The following is a 23,981-nucleotide window of genomic DNA, read 5'->3' as shown; positions in this document are numbered from 1 at the left end:
GTGCGCTCAATCACCACCGCCGCCGCCGCAATCACCACCGCCAAAGCTATCGCCAGAAGAACCACTGTCTGAATCGCTGTAATAGACGCCACCACCATCCGAGCCATACTGACCATTCGTGTTACGAAGTGCCCAGATGAGCGCTACCGCAAAAACAACCAGAAAGGTCACGAAAGACCAGGGCATCATAAATCCGGTCAGCCAGGTGAATAACATCCCAATCAGCCCAGCAATCATAAAAAACGCAGCCATCACCCAATTCCTTTTGGTTGTACGTAACCTAACTCTATGTTTCCAGTGCCTGAGACTTCGTCCCAATATTTCGACTTTCCTGTCATCCCACCATTATTAAGCTGCCTTGGAACTTACAACCGGTACATCCCAAGTGCGCCTGACCCGTTCCATTTTTTCAACATATTCAAAGGACAATTCCCAGCGGATTCGCACAGCGGAAGTGGTGAAAAGTCGACAGGTGGCCGGATCTTGTTCCTGAGTCTCTATTTCAAACTCCAGTCGTGTTCCGTCACCCTCATTGACGGGTTTGACGGTGTAGTGGTATTCGTAAAGAACCTCTCTCGGCATGGTTTGGGATTTGTCTTCCCTCATGCACTGGAATTTCAAAGAACTGACTCGGCTGAAGTCTCTTTGACTAACAAAGATTGTCGCTTTGGTTCTTTCACCACAAACGCAGTGCTCAGGTTCAAGTAGCAATGGCGTTTCTCCCAAAGCCTGAAAAAGGTTGTGGTGGTATTTCCCAATACAAAATAAAACCAAAAACATAAGCAGAAAGCCAAGCGCAGCCACAAAAATCACAAAGGACCAGGATGTCCAAACCATGTAGAGCAAAGATAAAACCGGAAGGAACAGTACAAATGCAAAGCCAAACATCCATTTGGCGCTGTTTTTCTCATTGCTGTATATCAAGCCGGATTGACCACTCACTGTTATCTCTTCCCTTTTCATTACAATTAATTCTTTGTTTAAACACAGGGATGATGATGGGTATCGATGACCATCAGCAGCAAGGGAAAGGGAGCCGTTTGTTCCACCGGGGGATAGCTTTTGGGAGGGGAACAGTCACAACCTGCAACTGACAGTAGGGTTAGTTGCAGGTGTTGGTTGAGTTCATCAGGGGGCAGTCAGGCACTTTTTAGTTTTAATCGGATTGTATCCGGATGGTCAAATGTTAGTTGTATTGTTAGATTGAGTAAGAGTGAAAGCTTATGAACAAAGCACATATACCGGGAGGCACACAGTGAGTAAAGCTGGTTTCGACATCATTCGGGGAATTGCCAACAAATATCTGAACAAGGATTTTGAATACCTCCCAAAACTCAACATTTGCCATGATGCTCAAGGGATGACATCTAGGATTTACTTTGAAGATTATCTTCACGCCTACAACCTTATAAAAAGGCTCGTCGAAAAAGATCTGATTTCAACGTTTATTGCATTCCCAATCCCAGATAACAGTTCAGATAACATTGGCGATTGGTTCGCATTAGAAAAAGTCAATAAAAACAAAGATTCTGATTACTTGAGTTATCTCGTTCAAGATGAAGGTTTCTTAGGAATCGGTCATGTTGCCACCAATGAAAAATGTGATTTCTTTTTCAATATCTATGAAGACGATTCATATGCATTAACTGCAAAAGATGAAATATTTCAAGCATTAGATACCGATAACATAGAGCTAAACTTATCAAAACTTATTGATGATTTGAAATTAGACCCAGAAATAACTCAGCCTCACCAATATTGGATTGCTCGATATCTATGGGGCGATAAGTGGCTGAATGCTTTTGAGATTAATGACCAATAGACTATTGATCGTACCCCTGTTTTTTCGCACGAACATTCGCTCTTAAATAATACATGGACAGGCACCTTAAGGAGTTAGGAAAAACAACGCTGCCCTTGCCTATCCTTGATGTGGAAGTGCTGGATAAAATAACAGACTTGAGGTGGCGAGCGCGCAGGGATGAAACTGATAAATTGAACTTTTTCTAAAAGTGCCTTTTCTTGAGTGCATTTAGAAGTCATTTGTTGAGTTAATCAGGGGCAATCGGTCACTTTTCAGTTCAAGGTTTAATCGGATTGGATAGACTGGGCTAGCTCAATTTTGTCCCCAAAACTGAATGCGCCTCCAGTTTTTAGTTCCTTCCCCTTTTCAAGGGGAAGGTTAGGATGGGGTTGGTTTTGCCCATACTCTTGTCATGTCGAACTGCTATGGCACGTTCATGCCCCATTACTGGATAGGCCTTTTACTCATGCACATCCTGTTCATGGGGTTTTGCTATACTAGAAGTTATCCATTCTTCTAATGCTGTTCGTCGTGACTTCCCGTGTTGTATCACGGGGTAATTTGAACTAACTATCAACGTTTTTAAAACTTTTCAACTCCCCCATATAATATACAAATAAGGCTCCGTAAGGAGCCTTTATTAAAAGATGCAATTTAAAATATTAACTTTAAGCTGGTTCTTGTTCTTCTTCAGAAGCTTCGGATTGAACTCTTCGGAATTCGTCACTCAAAGGTAACAATGAATCAACAAACTTAATGGCGCTTTCGAATTTAGCATAAATGTCTTCCGCCGTTAGAGTGAGCTGAAATGTAGCGTAATTCCCATGTACGAGCTTATTTCTTGTAGATCCTAAGATCATGAAGTCGCTAATACTACTATTCAGCTCTGTATCCTCAGCTAGCTTGGCTTTCATGAATTCTTTAAACTCAGCACCAAACAGTGAAAAAAATTGGTTTGCGTTGCTTTGGTCCCAATTGAAAAGAGTATGATACTGGCGCTTTAACGCTTTAGTTTCCATAAAACCGTGAGTAATTGAACACGTACTAGGGTTCAACATCTCAAACATGATTTGGATAATCTTGCTTTCAAAATAACTTGCTGTAGATAGCAGCATTACTTTGGAATACTGAGCTTTGTAGTCATTGGCTATGCTGATCTGACTATTTTCTATCAAGAAATTGTAATTCTCACCATAGTCATTATAGAGTGCACAAATAGCTCTTCGTCCAGAATCATCATTGGCCATTGATATATTCCTGTAGCAGAGTTCTAGCACGGTCAGTTCTCATCACTACACTGTCTCTTCGAGTCGTTTTACCTGTACTAGACTCAATGAATATATCGTCTGACTTCAAGAGAGCTAAGTATTCTGAGGTGATTTTCGGTATGTTTACATTTTTTTGTTCTACAGACGAACGGCACGCTGCATAGAATACTGACTCGAATAAAGTAATACTCAAACGACTAGCACCAGTTCTAAAATCTTCAACTTGCAAACCTTCACATGCCACCATGAAGCTATCCCAAAGTTCTTTGAAGAAATCTGTATCTTCTTGAGAAAATGATTTTGTTGCATTCGAGAATGTATTTAGAAAACCAGATATTGTGGTTTTATATTCTTCGCGGCTATGTACCATTGCTAGCGTACGTAGAATAGCTTCAACATCATTTAGTCTCATGTCGACAATGTCTTTTCCGAGAATGGTGTTACGCCAAATATTGTTCTCGTTTAAATTTATTAGGCTTACGTTGAATTTAGAATGATATAGACTCATTCTAATTTCTTGTGGAGTCAAATTCATACCGCCACTATTCAGTCGGTTGAATATCTCAAACATGGCTCCATCTTCGTCATCTTCAGTTGCTACTGGTTTAATGATCATGTTTCTTATTGTTGCCAGGTTGAGAGCCATTTGACTTTCACCTAATGTATTGTAGTTTTTCCCGTTGAAACGATTTTCTTGTCCATCAACTAATCCATCTAGTCTTAGGTTAAATCTTTGGAAGTAGTTGTCATCCTGCATTATCTTTTCAGGGATATAACCTTGCTCATCAAAAATAGCTCTTAATTCTGACCGCTTTTCCTTCTTAGGGAAACGACCATTAAAAAAGTAGTAAAGTGTCATCAGACGTTGTTGGCCATCAATTACCAAGAACTCATTTTTACCACTTTCATATAAAAATATTTGAGGGATTGGTAAACCAATAAGAAGAGATTCAATTAGTTTCGATGCGCGTTTTATATCCCATACGTAGTGTCTTTGAAACGCAGGGATCTTAAAAACCTTAGAGCTTATAAAAGAAATTATTGTCGAAATATTAAAGTCGTTTGGTGTGGTTGTTAGCTGAAACTCGTTTATCGGGTACGATTCGATTTCTTGATCTGTTATATCGTTCATACTGACGCTCTATATAGTTGTTAGATTGATTTATTGGCATAATACACTGAAATTTAATGCAAAAAAAGCCAGAATAGCTTCTGGTGCCCGACTTTTATTCCGGTGCTTCAATCAAGGGCATAGAATGTTAACAATCTTAATTAACATACTACTTCAAATCGCGTAACATTTTGAACTATTCCCAATCTTTACTAATGGTTAGCTCCCAACCTTTTGCAATTCTCATAAGCCTTTACATTCGGGAGAAATCGGATTTCCCTCGTCCCAATTCGTGACTATTATCACGGATTTAAAACACAGCACAGCGACTTCTTCCTTGGTCAATTGTCACTACTAACTCTCGAAAAATGGAATTCTTACTCATTTCGAGATACTTCAATAATAAACCTATAAATACAAGAGGTTGCATTGGATTTAAATATAAGCAGGCAAAGTACGCATTGTACGCATTGTACGAAGAAGTATTAATTGCCGGACTTACCTTATAATAAGTTATTCATAAATTGCTAATTTAGCAAAGCCACTGACACATAAATGTCCCTACTCATGTCAGACCGATCTGTTCTGGCACGTTGCTGCCCCAAAGTAAGTTAGCGCTTCAACCAACCGAGTGCTCGAATCATCCCACAAAGTCTAAATTTTTCTCATGCATTTCATCTGTGTAAATATACAGTGAAATGAATATAGCAATAATGAGCTGGTTTTTAGTACGGGACGCCCGTTTTATCCCATTCAAGTTGCAACCATAAAACTCAGCTCACTGATTTTGCTCAGCTATATGGTAAGCTGGCACAAGCGTACGCGGACTAATCGGGCGTCCCGGATTTCTACTAAACGGGCAAGTTGCCCGCTAATAAGCTGTTATGCATCTTAAGGAAAAATTATGCCAAAGACGGCCTTAAGCCACTTTAGTCAGGATATTCAACGATCAAGAGAGCTGAAGAGTCATGCTGACTCTTTGTCTGACTCCACGTTGAAAGACGATATATACCGAGCTTCTTGGATGATGGCGATTGGTGCACTAGATGCGTATTTCTGTGATGCCTTCGCAGATGTCTTGTCGAAGATCCTGAATGCAAAAAATTTCGACAATGCTATTAGACTAAATGACAAGATTAAATCGCTAAAGTTACCAATTAGCTCTTTACTTCAAGCGCACACGACAAACTCTAACTGGAAATGGCGAAACGCGGCCCGAGAGCTAATAGAAAAAGATAATGTTCTTTCATTGGTTAAGATAAAAGACCTATTCAACCATATTATGGATGATTCCAATAAGATTCTTGGTAAACCGATGATGGAAGATTGGCTTTTAAATAAATCGGCCAAGCATCGTTTGATGGGAATAACGGCGACAGATTATAGAAAGCTTTCTAACCCTGACAAAGAAAAGAAAAAGAAGGCAATGGTTGAAAAGCTATCCAGTCGGTATGCTGTTTTAATTCAGAGGAGGCATGACTGCATTCATAATTGCGATAGACCAAAGGTTAGTCTGACTAAAATTTCCTCTTCTGAAGTAAGCAAGGTCATAGAAGATGTAGAATTTTTAGTCCACTTATTGGATAGTCATATAGATAAAAATCTTAGGCGCCATCTTCTTAGTATTGGGTGCAGTAAGACTTTGGTTCGGCGGGTAAATGCATAACACTTATGAGCCCTTCTCAGGTCAATAGGCAATAGCATTCTTTTGGCTGCGCCAGCAGCCAATGCTCTCCAACAACAAAGTCGTCTACTTAGTTTTCCCCAAAATTAAATTATCCGAAGTGAGCGGATTAGAACTCTGACTCTAAATGATTTCTGTCCCTTTCCAATTCACACCACCAAAGCGCAAAGAACCAAAACCCCCATCTAACTTCCCCCTTTAAAAGGGGGAAGAACCAAGAGCAATTCGTCAGTCTGCATGCTTCACCCCGCACCCTCTCAGCACCATATTGGTCAGAAACGTGGCCGCTTCTTCGAAGTCGTTGTCGTCCAACTCATACTGACCGCTGACCTGACAAATCTGCCAGTTGAAGTCTGCGTAAGTCTGGGTGGATGACCAGAGCATAAACATCAGGTGTTTGGGGGAGACAGGATCCATCCAACCCTTCTCTATCCAGCGCTCGAACTTACTCAGGATCATTTTGGACTGATCCAACAGCGCTTCGGCAATGTCTCTCGGAAGGTGTGGTGCGCCGGCCATCACTTCTGCGGCGAAGGTTTTAGAAGCGGCAGCGTGCTCTTTGGAGATATGGAGTTTGGTGCGGATATATTGGGTAATCGCTTCCCGTGGGTCATCAAGCTGTTCTATCGGGTATGAGGCTTCCAGCAAAGGCTGGGTCACGCTTTCCAGCACTGCGCGGTAGAGGTTGTCTTTGGTGCTGAAGTAGTAATAGAGGTTGGGCTTGGGAATTTCAGCACGCTGGGCGATTTCAGCCGTCGTGGTTGCCGCATAGCCTTTTTCTGCGAACAGCTGGCTGGCCACTTCGATGATTTTTTCCTGATTTTTCGTCCTGATACGTGACATTGCCCATCCGTGGATTCATTAAAGTGCGTAACCACAACTTTAATGAATCCCACAGCGATCATCCAGTGCATCCACAAGAAACCTTCGCATTTCAGGCTTCTGGCAGGATAAGGATTGCTCTGAAATCGTTGACGTTAGTGCGGGTAGGCTCGGTCAGGATCAAGGCATTTAACGCCTGAAAGAAGCCATAGCTGTCATTGTCAGCAAGATAGTCACCCGGCGACAATCCCAGCACTTCTGCCGCTGCATAAAAGGACGGTTTCAGCTCTGCACCCGCGTTGTCTTCCACCCCATCAATACCATCGGTATCACAGGCAAGTGCATAGATCCGCCCCCTGACATCAGGCGCTTTTTCTAAAGCCTGATAGAGAGAAAGTAAAAACTCGCAGTTACGACCGCCTCGCCCATTGCCTTTGACTGTCACCGTGGTCTCCCCGCCAGAGAGGATCACGCAGGGGACGGGAAATGGCTGGTCATGCCTTGCTGCGCTGGTTGCCATTGCAGCATGCACCAAAGCGACATCCCGCGCTTCTCCTTCCAAATTGTCACCAAGAATATAAGCTGGAATGCCCATGGCTTCGGCTTCTTCCTGTGCAGCCAATAATGATTTCATCGGCGTAGAGATTATCTCCAACCGGCTGTTGAAAAGTCGTGGATCACCCGGTTTTGGGGTCTCAGAGGCGTCACTTTCCAGCCACCTTGTCACGTCCAGACTTACCGGAATATCGTACTTATCGAGGATATTGATGGCATCCCGGCGGGTTGTTGGGTCTGCGACGGTTGGGCCCGAGGCAATCACATCTTCTGCATCACCCGGCACATCGGATATTGCCAGCGTCAGCATGGTGGCTGGATAGGCCGCCATTGCCAGCCGCCCGCCTTTAATCGCCGACAGGTGCTTACGAACGCAGTTTATTTCATCAATCGCCGCACCGGATTTAAGCAGCGCCTTGTTTATAGCCTGCTTTTCTGCAAACGAAATACCCGGAGCAGGCAAACTGAGCAGCGCTGAGCCTCCGCCTGAAAGGAGACAAATCACGGTGTCGTTTTCGTCAAGGTCGGAGACAAGGTTCAGGATCCGCTTGGCGACCCTTTCCCCTTCGTCGTCAGGAACCGGATGGGAGGCTTCCACCACTTCAATAAAACGGCACGGCGCGCCATGTTGGTAACGGGTCACGACCACGCCCTGCAAAGGGCCTTGCCAGTGCTCTTCCAGCGACTGAGCCATGGATGCTGCTGCCTTCCCTGCCCCAATTACCACCAGCTTTCCTGTACGGTCATGTGGCAAGAAGTTCGCCATATTGCCGTAAGGCAAAGCGGCATCGACCGCTGAATCGAACAATTTGCGCAGAAAAAGTGACGGTGTCATGCCGCCAATGAAAACGGGTTCCTGCTCAGGGTGAGCATGATAGTTTTCCCTTTTTTCCTTCAAAGCATCCAGCTGTTCCATTGCGTGTCTCCATAGAAAAAAAGCCCGTCGTGAAAGAAGCGGGCAAAAACAAAGGACCGATAAAACGAAAATCTAAACGCCGGGAGCAAACAAAGTGCTACTCACCGCGAATGTTGTGGTTGGATAGAGATTCAATGGCCTTGACCAGTGCGGAGTGATCCCAATCCCCTCCCCCTTGCTCTGCACAAAGGCTGAACAGCTCCTGCGCCGATCGGGTGTTTGGTAACGCTACCCCCAGGGTTTCAGCGCCAGTCAGCGCGAGGTTCAAATCTTTCTGATGCAAACGGATGCGAAAGCCCGGATCAAACGTGCCTTTCACCATACGCTCGCCATGCACTTCGAGCACTTTGGAGTTGGCAAATCCGCCCATCAGCGCATTGCGGATACGCGCCGGATCAGCACCGGCTTTAGATGCGAATACCAAGGCTTCTGAAACCGCTTCAATATTGAGTGCCACGATGATTTGGTTCGCGACCTTACACACCTGACCCGCGCCGTTATCGCCAACCAGATTGATGTTCTTACCCATCGCGCCAAACAAGGGCAGCGCCCGTTCAAAGACAGCCTCGTCCCCTCCCACCATGATGGTCAACGTGGCATTGATCGCGCCCACTTCGCCGCCGGAGACCGGTGCATCCAGATAAGCCGCACCGCTTTCATTGACCCTGGCTGCAAACGCTTGAGTTTCAATCGGGGAGATAGAACTCATGTCGATAACGGTTTTGCCGCTGTCCAGCATTGGCTCAATGCCATCATCACCAAACAGGACGTTCTCTACATCCGGCGTGTTGGGCACCATAACGATGATATATTCCGCCTCTTTTACCGCTTCTCGGTTGGTTGGATAGGTTTTGGCTCCGCCTTCCACCAAAGAAGATGGCGCAGGGCTGCGGCTTTCGGAAAGATGCAGTTGATAGCCTGCTTTTTGCAGGTTTTCCGCCATGGGTTTGCCCATAATGCCCGTTCCGATAAACGCGATAGTCGTCATTCCCTTACTCCTCATTCTGGTTGTAATCCACGAGCCATTTCAGGCCCTCTTCCGTGGTGGTGGCAGGCTTGTATTCGCAACCCACCCAGCCCTGATAGCCAATCTCATCGATATAGCGGAACAAAAAGTGATAATTCAGCTCACCGGTACCAGGTTCATGCCGCCCAGGGTTATCCGCGATTTGGATATGGCCAATCCGACTGAGTGTGGATTTCAGGGTCGGGGCGATATCCCCCTCCATAATCTGCATGTGGTAGATGTCGTATTGCAGCGAAAGATTCTCGCTTCCCACCGCATCACAAATGCGCAGCGCCTGTCGGGTATTGGTCAGGGCAAAGCCCGGAATATCGCGGGTGTTAATCGCTTCAATCACCAAGCGAATCCCAGCTTTCTCCAACTGGTCGTTGGCAAATTTCAGATTTTCAATCAAGGTTTCTTCTGCAGCTTCCTGACTGACGCCTGCCGGCACGATCCCTGCCAGACAGTTGACCTGCTCACACCCAAGCACCTTGGCGTATTCAATCGCGAGCGAGACGCCAGCGCGAAACTCATCAATCCTTGATGGGTCAGCGGCTATACCGCGGTCGCCCGCGTCCCAGTCTCCGGCCGGAAGGTTAAACAGCACCTGCTTGAGGTGGTTTCTATCCAGTTCGGCTTTCAGCTCATTGGCATCAAACGCATAGGGGAAGAGGTATTCCACCCCTTTAAAACCGAAGTTGGCAGCCGCGCTAAAGCGCTCGATAAAGGGCAGTTCGTTAAACAACATGGATAAATTGGCAGCAAGTTTTGGCATAGCAATGTCCTTATCTGTCTACGTTGATCAGCGACGCTCTGCGGCTAATGCCGTCGGCGCATCGGCAATAGATTCCGCCAGTGATTCAAACTCGTTCACGGCGTTGATCTCTGCGCCCATGGCAATGTTGGTCACCTTTTCCAGCATGATTTCCACCACCACAGGCACGCGGTGTGCTTGCATCAACGCTTTGGCTTGTTCAAGTGCGGGGGCAATCTGCTCGGGGTCTGTGACACGCAGGGCTTTACAACCCAGCCCTTCCACCACAGTCACATGGTCGACGCCATAATCAGCTAAATCCGGCGCGTTCTGGTTTTCAAATGCCAGCTGCACGCAGTAATCAATGTCGAACTGGCGCTGCGCCTGACGAATCAATCCCAGATAGGAGTTATTCACCAGAACATGCACGTATGGCAGGTTGAACTGAGCACCGACTGCCAGCTCCTCAATCATGAACTGGAAGTCATAGTCGCCGGAAATCGCCACGATTTGACGCTCTGGGTCAGCAGCGCGAACGCCAAGGGCTGCCGGAACCGTCCAACCCAGCGGGCCAGCCTGCCCGCAATTAATCCAGTGGCGTGGCTTGTAAACATGAAGGAATTGCGCCGCAGCAATCTGGGACAACCCGATGGTGCTGACGTAGCAGGTATCGCGGTCGAACACCCGGTTCATCTCTTCATACACACGCATCGGTTTGACTGGCTGCTCGGTGTAGTGGGTTTTGCGCAACATGGTCGCTTTGCGCTGCTGGCATTCGCTCACCCATTCAGTGCGGTCACGCAGTTTCCCTTGCGCTTTCCAGGCTTTGGCAACATCAATCAGTACAGACAGTGCTTCGTGGGCGTCCGACACAATGCCAAGATCAGGGCAGAAAACACGGCCAATCTGGGTCGGTTCGATGTCGATATGGATAAACTTTCGGCCTTCGGTATACACATCCACCGATCCGGTATGGCGGTTAGCCCAGCGATTACCGATACCAAACACCAGATCGGATGCCAACATCGAGGCGTTCCCGTAACGGTGGGAGGTTTGAAGGCCAACCATGCCCGCCATTAACTCGTGGTCATCGGCAATGGTGCCCCAGCCCATCAAGGTCGGAATAACAGGCACACCGACAATTTCAGCGAACTCCTGCAAAAGCGCTGACGCATTGGCGTTAATCACACCGCCGCCGGCAACAATCAGCGGGCGCTCAGCATCGTTGAGCATCTCCATCGCCTTTTCGGCCTGAGTGCGGGTGATGGCAGGCTTGTACGGCGCTAATGGCTCATAGCTGTCGATATCAAATTCAATCTCAGCCAGTTGCACATCCAGCGGCAGGTCAATCAACACAGGGCCGGGGCGGCCGGAGCGCATAACATGGAAGGCATGTTGGATAGCGCGGGGCACCTGGGCAGGTTCCAACACAGTTGAACACCACTTGGTCACAGGGCGGGCAATGGATTCAATGTCCACCGCCTGAAAGTCTTCCTTGTGTAACCGCGCTCTGGGCGCCTGCCCCGTAATACAAAGAATGGGAATGGAGTCAGCCTGCGCCGAATAAAGGCCGGTGATCATGTCTGTGCCCGCCGGGCCAGACGTACCGATACAGACACCGATATTGCCCGGATTTGCTCTGGTGTAGCCCTCTGCCATGTGGGACGCCCCTTCGACATGACGGGCAAGGATATGATCAATCCCCCCTGATTTTTTCAACGCCGAGTAGAACGGGTTGATTGCCGCACCGGGCACACCGAACGCTTTTACCACGCCTTCACGCTTCAAAACTTCAACGGCAGCATCAATGGCTCTCATCTTTCCCATACAAAAACTCCTTTTGTATACAATTTTAGTGTTAATTGTATTCTTAGATCGATTATTTATTGAACGCAAGAGTTTTCTTAACACTTTTTAAACAATGCACTTTCACGAAGAGACTGAAAGAAAGGCCTGAGAAGCGCTGTAGGAGGGTTAAAGGAGAGACTTAGCAAGCTACTGTCGAAGAAGAATTATTAAAAATGGTTATTCACATTGCATTAACATTGTGCTTTTATTGTTCACTATAAGAACAACTAAATGAAATTTTAATAAAGTTAGATTGTATACATTAATAAAGGACCTTACCGATGTATGAAACAACGAAAAATCAGGATCACCTGACTCAAGCCACTGGTCACGAAAGACTAGTCATCACAGGCTCTCTGTTCAGTCAGGACGCGAAAGACATACTGAGCGGCGAAGCCCTGGCATTCCTCCAGGCTTTGTGTGAGAAGTTTGCAAGCCCGCTAGAAGCGCTACTTCAAGCACGAAAACAAAAGCAGCAGGAATTTGATAACGGCGCTTTACCGGATTTTCGCCACGACACCGCAACAATCCGCAATGACAAAAGCTGGAAGGTCGCCGCTATTCCAGCGCCCCTGACTGACAGACGGGTGGAAATTACCGGCCCGGTCGATCGCAAGATGGTGATCAATGCGCTGAACTCTGGCGCGAACGTGTTTATGTGCTGCTTTGAAGATGCCACCTCCCCGACCTGGGAGAATATGGTGAACGGCCAAATCAACATGCGTGACGCCAACCTCGGCACTATTTCTTACCATGAACCGGCTAACGGCAAGCATTATCAGTTGGTGGATAAACCCGCCACACTGATCCACCGCCCCCGCGGTTTACACCTCAAGGAAGCGCACATCCTGTTTGATGGTCACCCCATGCCCGCAAGCCTGATGGACTTTGGCCTCTACTTTTTTCACAACTACCAAAGCAGAAAAGAGCGTGGTCAGGGCGTTTACTTTTACCTGCCTAAGCTTGAGTCCATGGAAGAAGCAGCGTGGTGGGAGTCGGTGTTCGACTTTTCAGAGAACTACGTTGGCGCAGAAACGGGCACTATTCGAGCGACAGTTCTGATTGAAACCCTCCCCGCTGTCTTCCAGATGGAAGAGATCCTCTATGCCATGCGCAAACACATCGTGGGAATGAACTGCGGGCGCTGGGACTACATCTTCAGCTATATCAAAACGCTCAAGAACCACACCGATCGCATCTTGCCGGATCGCCATGCTATCGGAATGGATCAGCCTTTTCTGGAGGCTTACAGCAAACGCCTGATCCAAACCTGTCACCGACGCGGCGCACTGGCAATTGGCGGCATGTCGGCCTTTATCCCGTCAAAAGATCCGGAAGAAATGGCGCGCGTCACCCAAAAAGTGATTGAAGACAAACGCCGGGAAGCGACCAACGGCCATGACGGCACTTGGGTCGCTCACCCCCATTTGGTCACGCTGGCCAGAACAATTTTCGATGAATACCTCGCAGGCGCGACCAACCAACGCCATTTCATTCCGGACGGCAGCTTTAACAGCGAGGTGCTACTCAGACCCAGCCAGGGGCCAAAGGATGAAGCCGGTGTCAGGAAGAATATCCGCATTGCCGTGCTTTACATGGAAGCCTGGCTGCGCGGCATCGGCTGCGTGCCCATTTATGGCCTGATGGAAGATGCCGCCACGGCTGAAATTTCCCGCGCCAACATCTGGCAGTGGTTGAAGCATGAGGTCAGTCTGGACGACGGCAGACCTTTTACCACGGCGCTGTTCAGACAATGGCTGAATGAAGAAGTGAAGGACATGAAAACGTCAGCAGGCGCAGACGGAAACCGCAAATTCGACGAAGCATCGGAGTTATTTTTTACACTCTCAACCGATGCCCATTTTGCTGATTTCCTCACTATCCCCTGCTACGCAAAACTCGAATGATTGGTATTGGCTCATAAGGAGAGCTTAAATGGAAAATCTGACGATGATAAAGGCGCTGGAAATTACCTCGCAGGTATTTCTCGCTGCGCAGGAGCGGAAAACCGCGCCACTGACAGTCGCTATTCTGGACAGAGGTGGCGCGCTGATTTCGCTGCAACGGCAGGATGGCTCAAGCATGATGCGACCGGAGATCGCGATTGCCAAAGCGTGGGGAGCGATCGCGCTTGGTTGTTCGTCGCGAAAAATCGCCGATGATGCCCAGACCCGACCCTGTTTTATCTCGTCAGTTTCCACGCTGGCACAAGGAAATCTCGTTCCCGTGCCGGGCGGCGTGCTTATTCGTGATGACCATGCTGAATTGCTCGGCGCAGTCGGTGTGTCCGGTGACATTTCAGACACAGACGAGGAAGTAGCAATTGCAGGTATTCTCGCGGCCAAATTCAGCACGGACAGCTTGCTCAATCTCTAACCCGCTCGTTTTCACACTCACCGGATAACCGCGACGGCTCTCCTGCTTGGTCAGGGGAGCCGCTTTTATTACCCGCGCCACAAACCAATAACACCGCCGATACAATCGTTGAGGCAATGTTGTACAATCACTTCAGCTATTCTTATACAAAACATAATCAAGATTATAAGTTTACGTTCGCTTTCAGAACGTTATTTGACAGCAGACTCAAACGCCGCCATGGGTTTGAAAAGGAAAAACTGTATGACAGGGCTTCTCAAAGCAACCAATAAGAAATCCAAATCGACAAACCCTAAACTCACGCAGGATGACATTGTTTACGGCCATATTTTTGATGCGATTCTTGAACAGCGCCTGCCTCCCGGCACCAAGCTGAGCGAGGAAGCGCTGGGCGAAATCTTTGGCGTCAGCCGCACCATAATCCGCCGTGCCCTGCTGCGACTTTCGATAGAGCAGGTTGTCAGCACCCGCCCAAACCGTGGCTCGATTGTGGCATCCCCTTCCGTTGATGAAGCGCTGCAAATCCTGAAAGCCCGCGAGGTAATGGAGCTGGCCATCGTTGAACTGGCTGCAGAACACGCTACCAGAGAACAAATCGCCAAATGCCGCGCTATGGTCGCAGAAGAACATGAAGCGATCGCCCAAAATGACACCGGACGCAGCATCCGACTTTCCGGTGAGTTCCATATTGAACTGGCCGCCATGGCAAACAACATCCCGCTGATGAGCTTCCAGCGCAGTCTGGTTTCCCAATGTTCGCTGATCATTGCGCTGTATGAATCCACCAAGAAGCACAACTGCTCGTTTGATGAACATACGGCATTGCTTGATGCTATCGAGGCCAAGGACAAAGAACGCGCCATTTCCCTGATGAAAACGCATCTTGACCACATCAAATCCAAGCTGAACCTTCATGATGATTCTGCCACCCAGGATTTGCATGCCGTGTTTTCAAATGTGTTGAAAAAGAAAGCCTAGTCCCAGCTCCAACCCTTCTGGAAAGCGACACAAAACCGCCGGTTTTTGTGTCTCTTTCTGCTTTACAAATCTTACTTCCAAGAATTTGAAACGATCAATCTCACAAATTGTATACAATCTATAGTTACAATTTCTGTTGAATATCCGTCTCCATACATCTTACTTAATGATTTTAAAGTACTTTTAATTGTTAAATTCATGATTTTCAATTGTTATCGATTTGTTGACCGCGCGGTCAGAAATGACTAGTTTGTAATCAATGGATACGAAATCGTCATGGAGGCCGTGTGATCCGTTTTCTCTTAAATCAGACCTTGCAGGAAGAGGGTGATATTTCCCCTAACCTGACTGTATTGAATTACCTGCGCGAACACGTTCGTAAAACAGGAACGAAAGAAGGATGTGGTTCGGGCGATTGCGGTGCCTGTACAGTCGTATTGGGTGAAGTGGTTGATGGTAAGCTTGAATACCGCAGCGTGAACTCTTGCCTGACCTTTGTTTCTGCCCTGCATGGCAAGCAGCTGATTACAGTGGAAGACCTGCGTACCAAAGCGGCGCTTCACCCGGTTCAGCAAGCCATTGTTGATTTTCACGGCAGTCAGTGTGGCTATTGTACGCCCGGCTTTATCATGTCGATGTTCGCACTGACCAAGAACCATCCCAATGCCGACAAGGAAGAAACCTATGAGGCGTTGGCTGGAAACCTTTGTCGCTGCACCGGTTACCGCCCTATCGTTGAAGCCGCGCTGTCGCTGAGTCAGGAAGCCCCTATCCGCGACCAGTTCGCCGAGTACGAGCGCGAAACCATTGAGAAACTGACTGCGATTGGCAAGCCGGAGCTGGAGTACCAAGCCGATGGAAAGTCAGCATTCACACCCACCAGCAGTGATGAGCTGGCGAAAATCCTGATGGCGCATCCGACTGCCAAACTGCTGGCTGGCGGCACAGATCTGGCGCTGGAAGTCACCCAGTTCCACCGCGATATCGATAAACTGGTTTACCTCGGCCACGTTGATGACATCAAAACCGTCATTGAAACCGACACCCACATCGAAATTGGCGCCAACGTGCCCTTTACCGATGTCTACCGCGCATTGCTACCCCACTACCCGGATTTCAGTGCCCTGTTGCAACGCTTTGCATCGCTGCAGATCCGCAACCAGGGAACCACTGGTGGCAACATTGCCAATGCCTCTCCAATCGGAGACGGGCCACCGCTGCTGATTGCCCTGGCGTCGACCATCATCCTGCGTCGTGGTGACGTTACCCGTGAGATCGCGCTGGAAGATTTCTTCAAAGACTACAAAGTGACGGCGCTGCAACCGTCGGAGTTTATCCAGACGATCCGCATTCCCAAGCCACAGCCGGACAAAGCCTTCAAGGCGTACAAGATTTCCAAGCGTTTCGACGACGATATCTCTGCTGTCTGCGGCGCGTTCAGGCTGACCTTTGACGGTGACACAGTTACAGAAGCGCGGATTGCCTTCGGTGGCATGGCCGCAATTCCTGCGCGGGCAAGTCACTGTGAACAGGCATTGGTGGGTCAACCGCTTTCTGCCACGACGATTCAGGCGGCGATGAAAGCCCTGGAAAGCGACTTTTCGCCGATTTCCGATTTCAGGGCAACCAAGGAATACCGCACTGAAACCGCTGCCAACCTGCTTTATCGCATGTTCACCGAGCTCAGCTACGCCGCTGATGGAAAAATGATTGAAACGAGGGTGATTCATTATGTCCCGTAAAACGACCCCGGCCATGACCATGGAAGAAATGACCGCCCAAGCCAAAGCAGGACTGGCCACCGGCGTCGGCAAATCGGTCAAACATGAGAGCGCCGAGAAACAGGTGTCCGGTGAAGCGCTCTATATTGACGACCGCGCAGAATTTCCCAATCAACTGCACGTCTATGCGCTGATGAGCCCTCATGCCCACGCCAACATCACCAAACTCGATGTGTCGCCTTGCTACAAAGTACCGGGCGTGCGCACCGTGATCACCGCCAACGATGTGCCGGGCGAGCTGGATATTGGCCCTATCTTGCCGGGAGACCCAATGCTTGCAGACGGCAAAGTGGTGTATGTCGGCCAGCCCGTGATTGCCGTGGCTGCAGACAGCCTCGATAACGCCCGCAAAGGCGCGCAGGCCGCTATCATCGAATACGAACTTTTGCCTGCCGCACTGGATGTTGAACAAGCGCTGGCGCAAAAGCTGTTTGTCACCGACAGTCATACCCAGAAACGGGGCGATTCTGTCGCTGCCATTGCCAGCGCGAAACACGTATTGGAAGGCTCATTGCACATTGGCGGGCAGGAACATTTTTATCTGGAAACTCAGGTTTCAAGCGTGATGCCCACGGAAGATGGCGGCGTGATTGTCTATTGCTCGACCCAAAACCCAACCGAAGTCCAAAAGCTGGTTGCGTCAGTGCTGGGCGTGCCTATGCACAAAGTGCTGATCGACATGCGCCGCATGGGCGGCGGTTTCGGCGGCAAGGAAACTCAGGCCGCTGGCCCTGCCTGTATCGCGGCGGTGATTGCGAATCAAACCGGACAACCGGTGAAATTCCGCCTGCCACGCCGTGAAGACATGATGATGACAGGCAAACGCCACCCCTTCTTTAACCAATATAAAGTGGGCTTTGACGACAATGGCGTGATTCAGGGCATCGAAATTGTGGTTGCCGGTAACGCCGGGCATTCGCCGGACTTGTCGCGCTCGATTGTCGACCGCGCCATGTTTCACTCCGACAACGCCTACTTCCTTGGAAATGCCACTGTCACCGGACACTGCGTGAAAACCAACACGGCATCCAACACCGCCTACCGCGGATTTGGTGGCCCACAGGGCATGATGACCATTGAACACGTGATGGACACCATCGCCTGTCACCTTGGCAAAGACCCGTTGGATGTTCGCAAAGCCAACTACTATGCCGGTGAAGGCCGCGACGAAACCCATTACTACCAAAAAGTGGAAGATAACTTTATCCACGAAATGACCGCCGAGCTGGAAATGTCCTGCGACTATCAGGCGCGTCGCAAAGCTATTGCGGAATTTAACGCCAATAGCCCCATCTTGAAAAAAGGGATGTCGCTGACACCAGTCAAATTCGGCATTTCCTTCACAGCCACCTTCCTCAATCAGGCTGGCGCACTGGTGACGGTTTACACCGATGGCAGTATTTCCCTCAACCACGGGGGGACGGAAATGGGGCAAGGTCTCAACACCAAGGTGGCACAAATTGTGGCTGAAACCTTCAACGTGGACATCAACACGATTCAAATCACCGCCACCAACACGGAAAAAGTGCCGAATACCTCGCCAACGGCGGCATCATCCGGTACTGACCTCAACGGTAAAGCAGCACAAAACGCGGCACTGACCATCAAAGAACGTATGGTGAACTTCGCCTCATCCCATTTTGATGTCGCGCCGGAAGAGGTCATGTTCAGCAATGGCATCGTCACCATGGGCGATAAACAGACCATGACCTTTGCCGATTTCACCGAGCTTTGCTGGCTGAACCAAATCTCGCTGGCGGCATCTGGTTTCTACCGCACACCCAAGATTTTCTATGATCACGACAAAGCCCGTGGCCGTCCGTTCTATTACTTCGCCTACGGCGTTTCCTGCTCGGAAGTGATTGTCGATACCCTCACCGGCGAATACAGAGTGCTGCGCACAGACATCCTGCACGATGTGGGCGCATCCTTGAACCCGGCCATTGATGTCGGTCAGGTGGAAGGCGGCTTTATCCAGGGTATGGGCTGGCTGACCACCGAAGAGCTAGTGTGGAACGACAAAGGCCAGCTAATGACGGCAGGCCCCGCCAGTTACAAGATCCCGGCCGTGGCTGATACGCCGGAGATCTTCAATACCAAGCTGGTCGAAAACCGCGCCAACCCTGAAGACACGGTATTCCATTCTAAAGCTGTGGGTGAACCGCCGTTCATGTTGGCGATTTCCGTGTGGAGCGCGCTCCGTGATGCCATTGTGAGCGTTGCAGAGGATGGCGAAATCCCGCACCTCCCTGCCCCGGCCACGCCTGAGCAGGTTTACAACGCCATCAAACGGGCGCGGAAAGGCAAATCGCCAGCGTCATTTGCGCTGTAGAAACGAACCCGAACCTTGGAGGCTGTGATGTTTAAAGACAATTGGATCCAGGCGCTGGCGGAGTTTCAGGCCAAAGGCACACCGTGCGTAATGGTGACTGTGCTGGAAGACAAGGGGTCAGTCCCCCGTGGCGCGGGTACCAAAATGCTGGTAACGGAAGATGGCGTCACCGCCACCATCGGCGGTGGACACCTCGAACACGTCGCGATGCAAACCGCGCAGGAAATGTTGGTGCAAGGCGACAGCGAGATGAAAATCGAACGCTTCAATCTCGGTGCACGCCTCGGCCAGTGCTGCGGTGGCATGGTCACATTAAGCTTTGAACCTATCGGGCAGCAGCGCCATACACTGGCGCTGTTTGGTGCAGGCCATGTTGCCAAAGCGCTGGTACATATCCTTGCCACCCTGCCATTTAAGGTGATTTGGATTGATGAGCGTGAAGATCAATTCCCCGATTACATTCCTGATAACGTGGAAATGCGGGTCTCGGACGATCCGGTTGGCGAAGTGGCAACACTGCCCACAAACAGCATGTATCTCGTGCTCACCCACAACCACCAGCTCGATTTCGACCTTTCGCGCGACATCCTGAAACGCGGGGACAGCCGCTATTTCGGACTGATTGGCTCCCTTTCCAAGCGCAAACGCTTCGACTATCGCTTGAAAGAGCGTGGCTTTGATGACGAGGCCATCAACACCATGATCTGCCCGATAGGCATTGACGCGGTCAAGGGAAAACACCCGGCGGAAATCGCCGTATCTGTAGCAGGAGAGCTTATCGCTTGTTATCAGGGGGCGCAGATCGCCAACAAACGGGAACAGGAAGCGCAGAAACAGACGGAAAAGCTCTCTATCCTTAATAGAGATGACAATAAGAATAACGAGAAAATAAGGGCATAAAGGAATGAAAGACCCAAAAGCTCATCCGGCAAAAGCCTTTCGCGCTGCCATCCTGCACAGCCTTGCTAACCCTACGGACGTGGGTTTGGAAAACTCATACCAATACTTCGACGATGGCATATTGCTCATCGCCGACGGCCATGTGGTCAAAGTCGGCCATGCTGCCGACATCCTGCCGACGCTGGATGACAGCGTAGAAATCGTCGAACTTGAAAACAAACTGATCACCCCTGGTTTTATCGATACCCATATCCACTATCCCCAAACTGGGATGATTGCCGCCTATGGCGAGCAACTTCTCGATTGGCTGAACAACTACACCTTTCCCGAAGAAAAGCGCTTCGCCAATGTGGATTACGCCCGTGAAGTCGCGGTGCAGTTTTTGGATGAACTGGCCCGTAACGGTACGACGACAGCCCTTGTTTTCGGCACGGTACATAAAGCCTCTGTGGATGTCTTTTTCCAGGAAGCCGAAAAGCGCAACCTGCGCATGATCGCGGGTAAAGTCCTGATGGACAGAAATGCGCCGGACGATCTGACCGACACGCCCGAATCAGGCTACGCCGACAGCAAAGCGTTGATTGAGAAATGGCACAACAAAGGCCGCCTGCATTACGCCGTCACCCCTCGCTTCGCCCCAACCAGCTCCCCTGAACAGTTACGTTTGGCGGGCAAATTGCTGGAGGAATACCCCGACGTGTACATGCACACCCACCTTTCCGAAAACAAGAAAGAAATCGAATGGGTGCAGGAATTGTTTCCGGACAGCAAAAACTATCTTGATGTCTACGACCAACACGGATTGCTTTCCAGTCGCTCAGTGTTCGCCCATGGCATTCACCTGTGTGACGGCGAATGCAAACGCCTGTCGGAAACCGACTCAGCCATCGCGTTCTGTCCCACGTCCAACCTTTTTCTGGGTTCTGGGCTGTTCCCACTCGATGAAATGGAAGACAAAGGCATCAAAGTCGGCATGGGCACAGACGTGGGTGCTGGCACCAGCTTTTCCCTGCTCCAGACCATGAGTGAAGCCTACAAGGTGATGCAACTTCAGGGTAAAAAGCTGCATCCGCTGAAATCCCTGTATCAGGCCACATTAGGCGGCGCAAAGGCACTGTCACTGGATAACTACGTCGGCAACTTTGAAGCCGGTAAAGAAGCGGATTTTGTCATTTTGGATCTGCACGCCACCCAGCTGATGAAATTCCGGATGGAACATGCCCAGTCATTGGAAGACAAGCTCTTTGTTCTCATGACTCTAGGCGATGACCGCACGGTGTGCGACACCTATTCTTATGGGCGTTCGGTTTACCGCAAATAACCCTCCAATCTGAAGTTGGCCTCTGCCAGTCACTCACTGTCAGAGGCCGTTTTTCTGACTAGTTTGCAAGTTAAACACCCCAATCACAGTATGAACGGCTAAAACCTTGCAAAACTGCGGGTTTAATCGCTCTGGCTCTCCACCTTCCAAGCCGCTATAATTCACGCCTCGCGAGAAAGAGGTTAAAAAATGCGCAATTCTGTAACTCCGATCAACGAATACCAACCATATTGGGCTGAATGCTTTGGTCCCGCTCCTTTCCTGCCAACAAGCCGGGAAGAAATGGACATGCTTGGCTGGGATAGCTGTGACATCATCATTGTCACCGGCGATGCTTATGTCGATCACCCTAGCTTTGGTATGGCGGTAATCGGCCGTGTGCTTGAAGCGCAGGGCTTTCGCGTAGGTATCATTGCGCAACCTGAATGGCAGGACAAAACCGCGTTTATGGCGCTGGGCCAGCCTAACCTCTTCTTCGGTGTGACTGCGGGTAACATGGACTCCATGATCAACCGCTACACCGCCGACCGCAAACCACGTCATGACGATGCTTACACCCCAGGCAACGAAGGTGGCAAACGTCCTGACCGCGCTGCACTGGTTTACTCCCAGCGCTGTAAAGAAGCCTACAAAGAAACCCCTATCGTTCTGGGTGGTATCGAAGCCAGCCTGCGTCGTCTTGCACACTATGATTACTGGTCTGACAAAGTCCGCCGTTCCATTCTGTGTGATGCGAAAGCAGACATCCTACTGTTTGGTAATGCAGAGCGTGCACTGGTTGAAGTTGCCCACCGTCTTTCACGCGGCGAAGATATTGCTGAGATGACCCGTATTCCGGGTACAGCCGTGATGCTGAAAACTGTTCCGGAAGAGATGACGGAAATCGACAGCTCGCGTATCGACAAGCCAGGCAAAGCGATGGCGATGCCAAACCCATACGCAGTTGAAACAGCCTGCGCGACTGAGAAGAAAGAAGAAGAAGCGAAACCAGTAATGGTTCGCCCTTCGCGCCACGACGCTGAGAACAGCTACGTGCGCCTGCCTTCTTACGAAAAACTGTTGAACGACCGTATCCTGTATGCTCACGCCAGCCGCGTAATGCATCTGGAAACCAACCCATATTCTGCGCGTGCGCTGGTGCAAAAGCACGGCGACCGCGAACTGTGGGTCAACACCCCGCCAATTCCGCTGACCACAGAGGAAATGGACTATGTGTTCGGCCTGCCATACGCACGTGTTCCGCACCCACGTTACGGCGATGCGAAGATCCCTGCGTATGAAATGATCAAAACCTCTGTCAACATCATGCGTGGCTGTTTCGGTGGTTGTTCTTTCTGTTCTATCACCGAGCACGAAGGCCGTATCATCCAGAACCGTTCGCAGGAATCGATCATCAGTGAGATCAAAGATATCCGCGAAAAAGTGCCTGGTTTTACCGGTGTAATTTCCGATTTGGGTGGCCCAACAGCGAACATGTATCGCCTTGGCTGTTCTGATCCGCGTGCAGAGAAAAACTGTCGCCGTCCTTCGTGCGTATTCCCGAAAATCTGTGAAAAACTGAACACAGACCACAAGCACACTATCGACCTGTACCGCGAAGCGCGTCAGCTCGAAGGCGTGAAGAAAGTGGTTATCGCTTCCGGTGTGCGTTACGACCTGGCGATTGAATCACCAGAGTACGTGAAAGAGCTGGTGACACACCACGTGGGCGGCTATCTGAAGATCGCACCAGAGCATACCGAGAAAGGTACGCTGGATCTGATGATGAAACCGGGCATGGGCACTTACGATCGCTTTAAAGCGCTGTTTGAGAAGTACACCAAGGAAGCTGGCAAGAAGCAGTACCTGATCCCTTACTTCATCGCAGCGCACCCTGGCTGTACCGACGAAGACATGATGAACCTGGCACTGTGGCTGAAAGCAAATGACTTCCGTTGTGATCAGGTGCAGAACTTCTACCCGTCGCCAATGTGTAACGCAACCGCGATGTACCACGCGGAAACCAACCCGCTGAAGCGTGTGAAGTACAAGAAACGTGAAGAGCTGTTTGTGGCGAAAGGTGAACGTCAGCGTCGTCTGCACAAAGCCTTCCTGCGCTACCACGATCCGGCAAACTGGCCGTTGCTGCGTGAAGCATTGATCAGCATGGGTAAACGTCACCTGATTGGTGATCGCCCTGAGTGTCTGGTTCCACGCGAAGGCAGTGAAGCAGAAATGACTCCGGCACAACGCCGCGGTTCAAGCCGTCATGGTGCAAAACGCTTTGCGACCAAGCACCCGAATCAGCCGGATATCCGCAAACCTTCAGCGCGCAGCGGCAGCAACCCTAACGGCTCTGCGAAAAACGGTGCGCCTAAAGGTGGTAAGCCAAACGGCAATGGCCAAGGTGCAAACGGTAAGCCGAACGGTAATGGCCGTCCTGCAACCGCTGGCAAGCCAAAACATCAGGCAGGTGGCAAACCGGCAGGGAACGGCAATAAAAAGCGCCCAACCGGCGGCAGAAACCGCCCTGCGGCGCGATAAGT

General features: G+C 49.7%; 19 protein-coding genes and 1 pseudogene. 10 read left to right on the top strand and 10 right to left on the bottom strand.

Annotated elements, in window-relative coordinates:
- Nucleotides 1-6: 6 nt before the first annotated feature.
- The gene (locus KU854_RS15645; protein WP_218359383.1) at nt 7-252 is read right to left on the bottom strand and encodes a hypothetical protein; all 246 of its coding nucleotides are present in this window, start codon (nt 250-252) and stop codon (nt 7-9) included.
- A gap of 96 nt (nt 253-348) precedes the next feature.
- The gene (locus tag KU854_RS15640) at nt 349-963 is read right to left on the bottom strand and encodes a hypothetical protein (protein WP_218359382.1); all 615 of its coding nucleotides are present in this window, start codon (nt 961-963) and stop codon (nt 349-351) included.
- Between the two features lie 292 nt (nt 964-1,255).
- On the opposite strand from KU854_RS15640, the gene KU854_RS15635 reads away from it, so the two are divergent.
- Nucleotides 1,256-1,822, top strand: a complete 567-nt coding sequence (locus tag KU854_RS15635) for a hypothetical protein (protein WP_218359381.1) — start codon at nt 1,256-1,258, stop codon at nt 1,820-1,822.
- A 650-nt stretch (nt 1,823-2,472) separates the two neighbouring features.
- On the opposite strand, the gene KU854_RS15630 is transcribed toward KU854_RS15635, so the two are convergent.
- From KU854_RS15630 to KU854_RS24870, 3 genes and pseudogenes are all read right to left on the bottom strand, one after another.
- Nucleotides 2,473-3,051: a HEPN domain-containing protein gene (locus tag KU854_RS15630; RefSeq protein WP_218359380.1), complete on the bottom strand. Its 579-nt coding sequence runs from the start codon at nt 3,049-3,051 to the stop codon at nt 2,473-2,475.
- On the bottom strand, nt 3,041-4,204 hold the full coding sequence (locus KU854_RS15625; RefSeq protein ID WP_218359379.1) for a DUF262 domain-containing protein: 1,164 nt from the start codon (nt 4,202-4,204) through the stop codon (nt 3,041-3,043). Before KU854_RS15625 ends, KU854_RS15630 begins: the two co-directional genes overlap by 11 nt.
- A 181-nt stretch (nt 4,205-4,385) precedes the next feature.
- Nucleotides 4,386-4,583, bottom strand: a pseudogene (locus KU854_RS24870) (regulator); the annotation flags it as partial.
- 504 nt (nt 4,584-5,087) lie between these two features.
- Between KU854_RS24870 and KU854_RS15620 the strand changes: the two are divergent.
- On the top strand, nt 5,088-5,849 hold the full coding sequence (locus KU854_RS15620; protein ID WP_218359378.1) for a HEPN domain-containing protein: 762 nt from the start codon (nt 5,088-5,090) through the stop codon (nt 5,847-5,849).
- Nucleotides 5,850-6,095: 246 nt separating this feature from the next.
- Here KU854_RS15620 and KU854_RS15615 read toward each other — a convergent pair whose 3' ends face one another.
- From KU854_RS15615 to gcl, 5 genes are all read right to left on the bottom strand, one after another.
- Complete coding sequence (locus KU854_RS15615; RefSeq protein WP_218359377.1) at nt 6,096-6,710, bottom strand: TetR/AcrR family transcriptional regulator; 615 nt, start codon at nt 6,708-6,710, stop codon at nt 6,096-6,098.
- A 91-nt stretch (nt 6,711-6,801) separates the two neighbouring features.
- Nucleotides 6,802-8,079 carry a glycerate kinase type-2 family protein gene (locus KU854_RS15610; protein ID WP_218359415.1) on the bottom strand — a complete coding sequence of 426 codons (1,278 nt, stop codon included), beginning with the start codon at nt 8,077-8,079 and terminating at the stop codon, nt 6,802-6,804.
- 178 nt (nt 8,080-8,257) lie between these two features.
- The gene (locus KU854_RS15605; protein ID WP_218359376.1) at nt 8,258-9,148 is read right to left on the bottom strand and encodes a 2-hydroxy-3-oxopropionate reductase; all 891 of its coding nucleotides are present in this window, start codon (nt 9,146-9,148) and stop codon (nt 8,258-8,260) included.
- A 4-nt stretch (nt 9,149-9,152) separates the two neighbouring features.
- Nucleotides 9,153-9,941, bottom strand: a complete 789-nt coding sequence (gene hyi / locus KU854_RS15600; protein ID WP_218359375.1) for a hydroxypyruvate isomerase — start codon at nt 9,939-9,941, stop codon at nt 9,153-9,155.
- Nucleotides 9,942-9,968: 27 nt separating this feature from the next.
- Entirely contained in the window at nt 9,969-11,747 is a 1,779-nt protein-coding gene (gene gcl, locus KU854_RS15595) for a glyoxylate carboligase (RefSeq protein ID WP_218359374.1), read from the bottom strand.
- Between the two features lie 302 nt (nt 11,748-12,049).
- Between gcl and aceB the strand changes: the two genes are divergently transcribed.
- The 8 genes from aceB (at nt 12,050) to KU854_RS15555 (ending at nt 23,979) form a co-directional block, all read left to right on the top strand.
- Nucleotides 12,050-13,675 carry a malate synthase A gene (gene aceB / locus KU854_RS15590; RefSeq protein WP_218359373.1) on the top strand — a complete coding sequence of 542 codons (1,626 nt, stop codon included), beginning with the start codon at nt 12,050-12,052 and terminating at the stop codon, nt 13,673-13,675.
- 28 nt (nt 13,676-13,703) lie between these two features.
- A complete protein-coding gene (locus KU854_RS15585) occupies nt 13,704-14,144 on the top strand; it encodes a GlcG/HbpS family heme-binding protein (RefSeq protein ID WP_218359372.1) in 441 nt (146 codons plus the stop codon).
- A gap of 243 nt (nt 14,145-14,387) precedes the next feature.
- Nucleotides 14,388-15,122 carry a GntR family transcriptional regulator gene (locus KU854_RS15580; protein ID WP_218359371.1) on the top strand — a complete coding sequence of 245 codons (735 nt, stop codon included), beginning with the start codon at nt 14,388-14,390 and terminating at the stop codon, nt 15,120-15,122.
- A gap of 287 nt (nt 15,123-15,409) precedes the next feature.
- On the top strand, nt 15,410-16,864 hold the full coding sequence (xdhA, locus tag KU854_RS15575; protein WP_218359370.1) for a xanthine dehydrogenase small subunit: 1,455 nt from the start codon (nt 15,410-15,412) through the stop codon (nt 16,862-16,864).
- Nucleotides 16,854-19,235 carry a xanthine dehydrogenase molybdopterin binding subunit gene (gene xdhB, locus KU854_RS15570; RefSeq protein ID WP_218359369.1) on the top strand — a complete coding sequence of 794 codons (2,382 nt, stop codon included), beginning with the start codon at nt 16,854-16,856 and terminating at the stop codon, nt 19,233-19,235. The genes xdhA and xdhB overlap by 11 nt, the downstream gene beginning before the upstream one ends.
- A 27-nt stretch (nt 19,236-19,262) precedes the next feature.
- Nucleotides 19,263-20,135: a xanthine dehydrogenase accessory protein XdhC gene (xdhC, locus tag KU854_RS15565; protein ID WP_218359368.1), complete on the top strand. Its 873-nt coding sequence runs from the start codon at nt 19,263-19,265 to the stop codon at nt 20,133-20,135.
- A 4-nt stretch (nt 20,136-20,139) separates the two neighbouring features.
- The gene (gene guaD / locus KU854_RS15560) at nt 20,140-21,456 is read left to right on the top strand and encodes a guanine deaminase (RefSeq protein WP_218359367.1); all 1,317 of its coding nucleotides are present in this window, start codon (nt 20,140-20,142) and stop codon (nt 21,454-21,456) included.
- Nucleotides 21,457-21,645: 189 nt separating this feature from the next.
- Nucleotides 21,646-23,979: a YgiQ family radical SAM protein gene (locus KU854_RS15555; RefSeq protein WP_218359366.1), complete on the top strand. Its 2,334-nt coding sequence runs from the start codon at nt 21,646-21,648 to the stop codon at nt 23,977-23,979.
- The last annotated feature ends 2 nt before the right edge of the window (nt 23,980-23,981 follow it).

This window comes from Enterovibrio paralichthyis (assembly GCF_019209835.1).
Classification (GTDB): Bacteria; Pseudomonadota; Gammaproteobacteria; order Enterobacterales; family Vibrionaceae; genus Enterovibrio; species Enterovibrio paralichthyis.
Note: the sequence above shows the minus strand (reverse complement) of the source record. Positions and strands in the feature narration are given on the sequence as shown.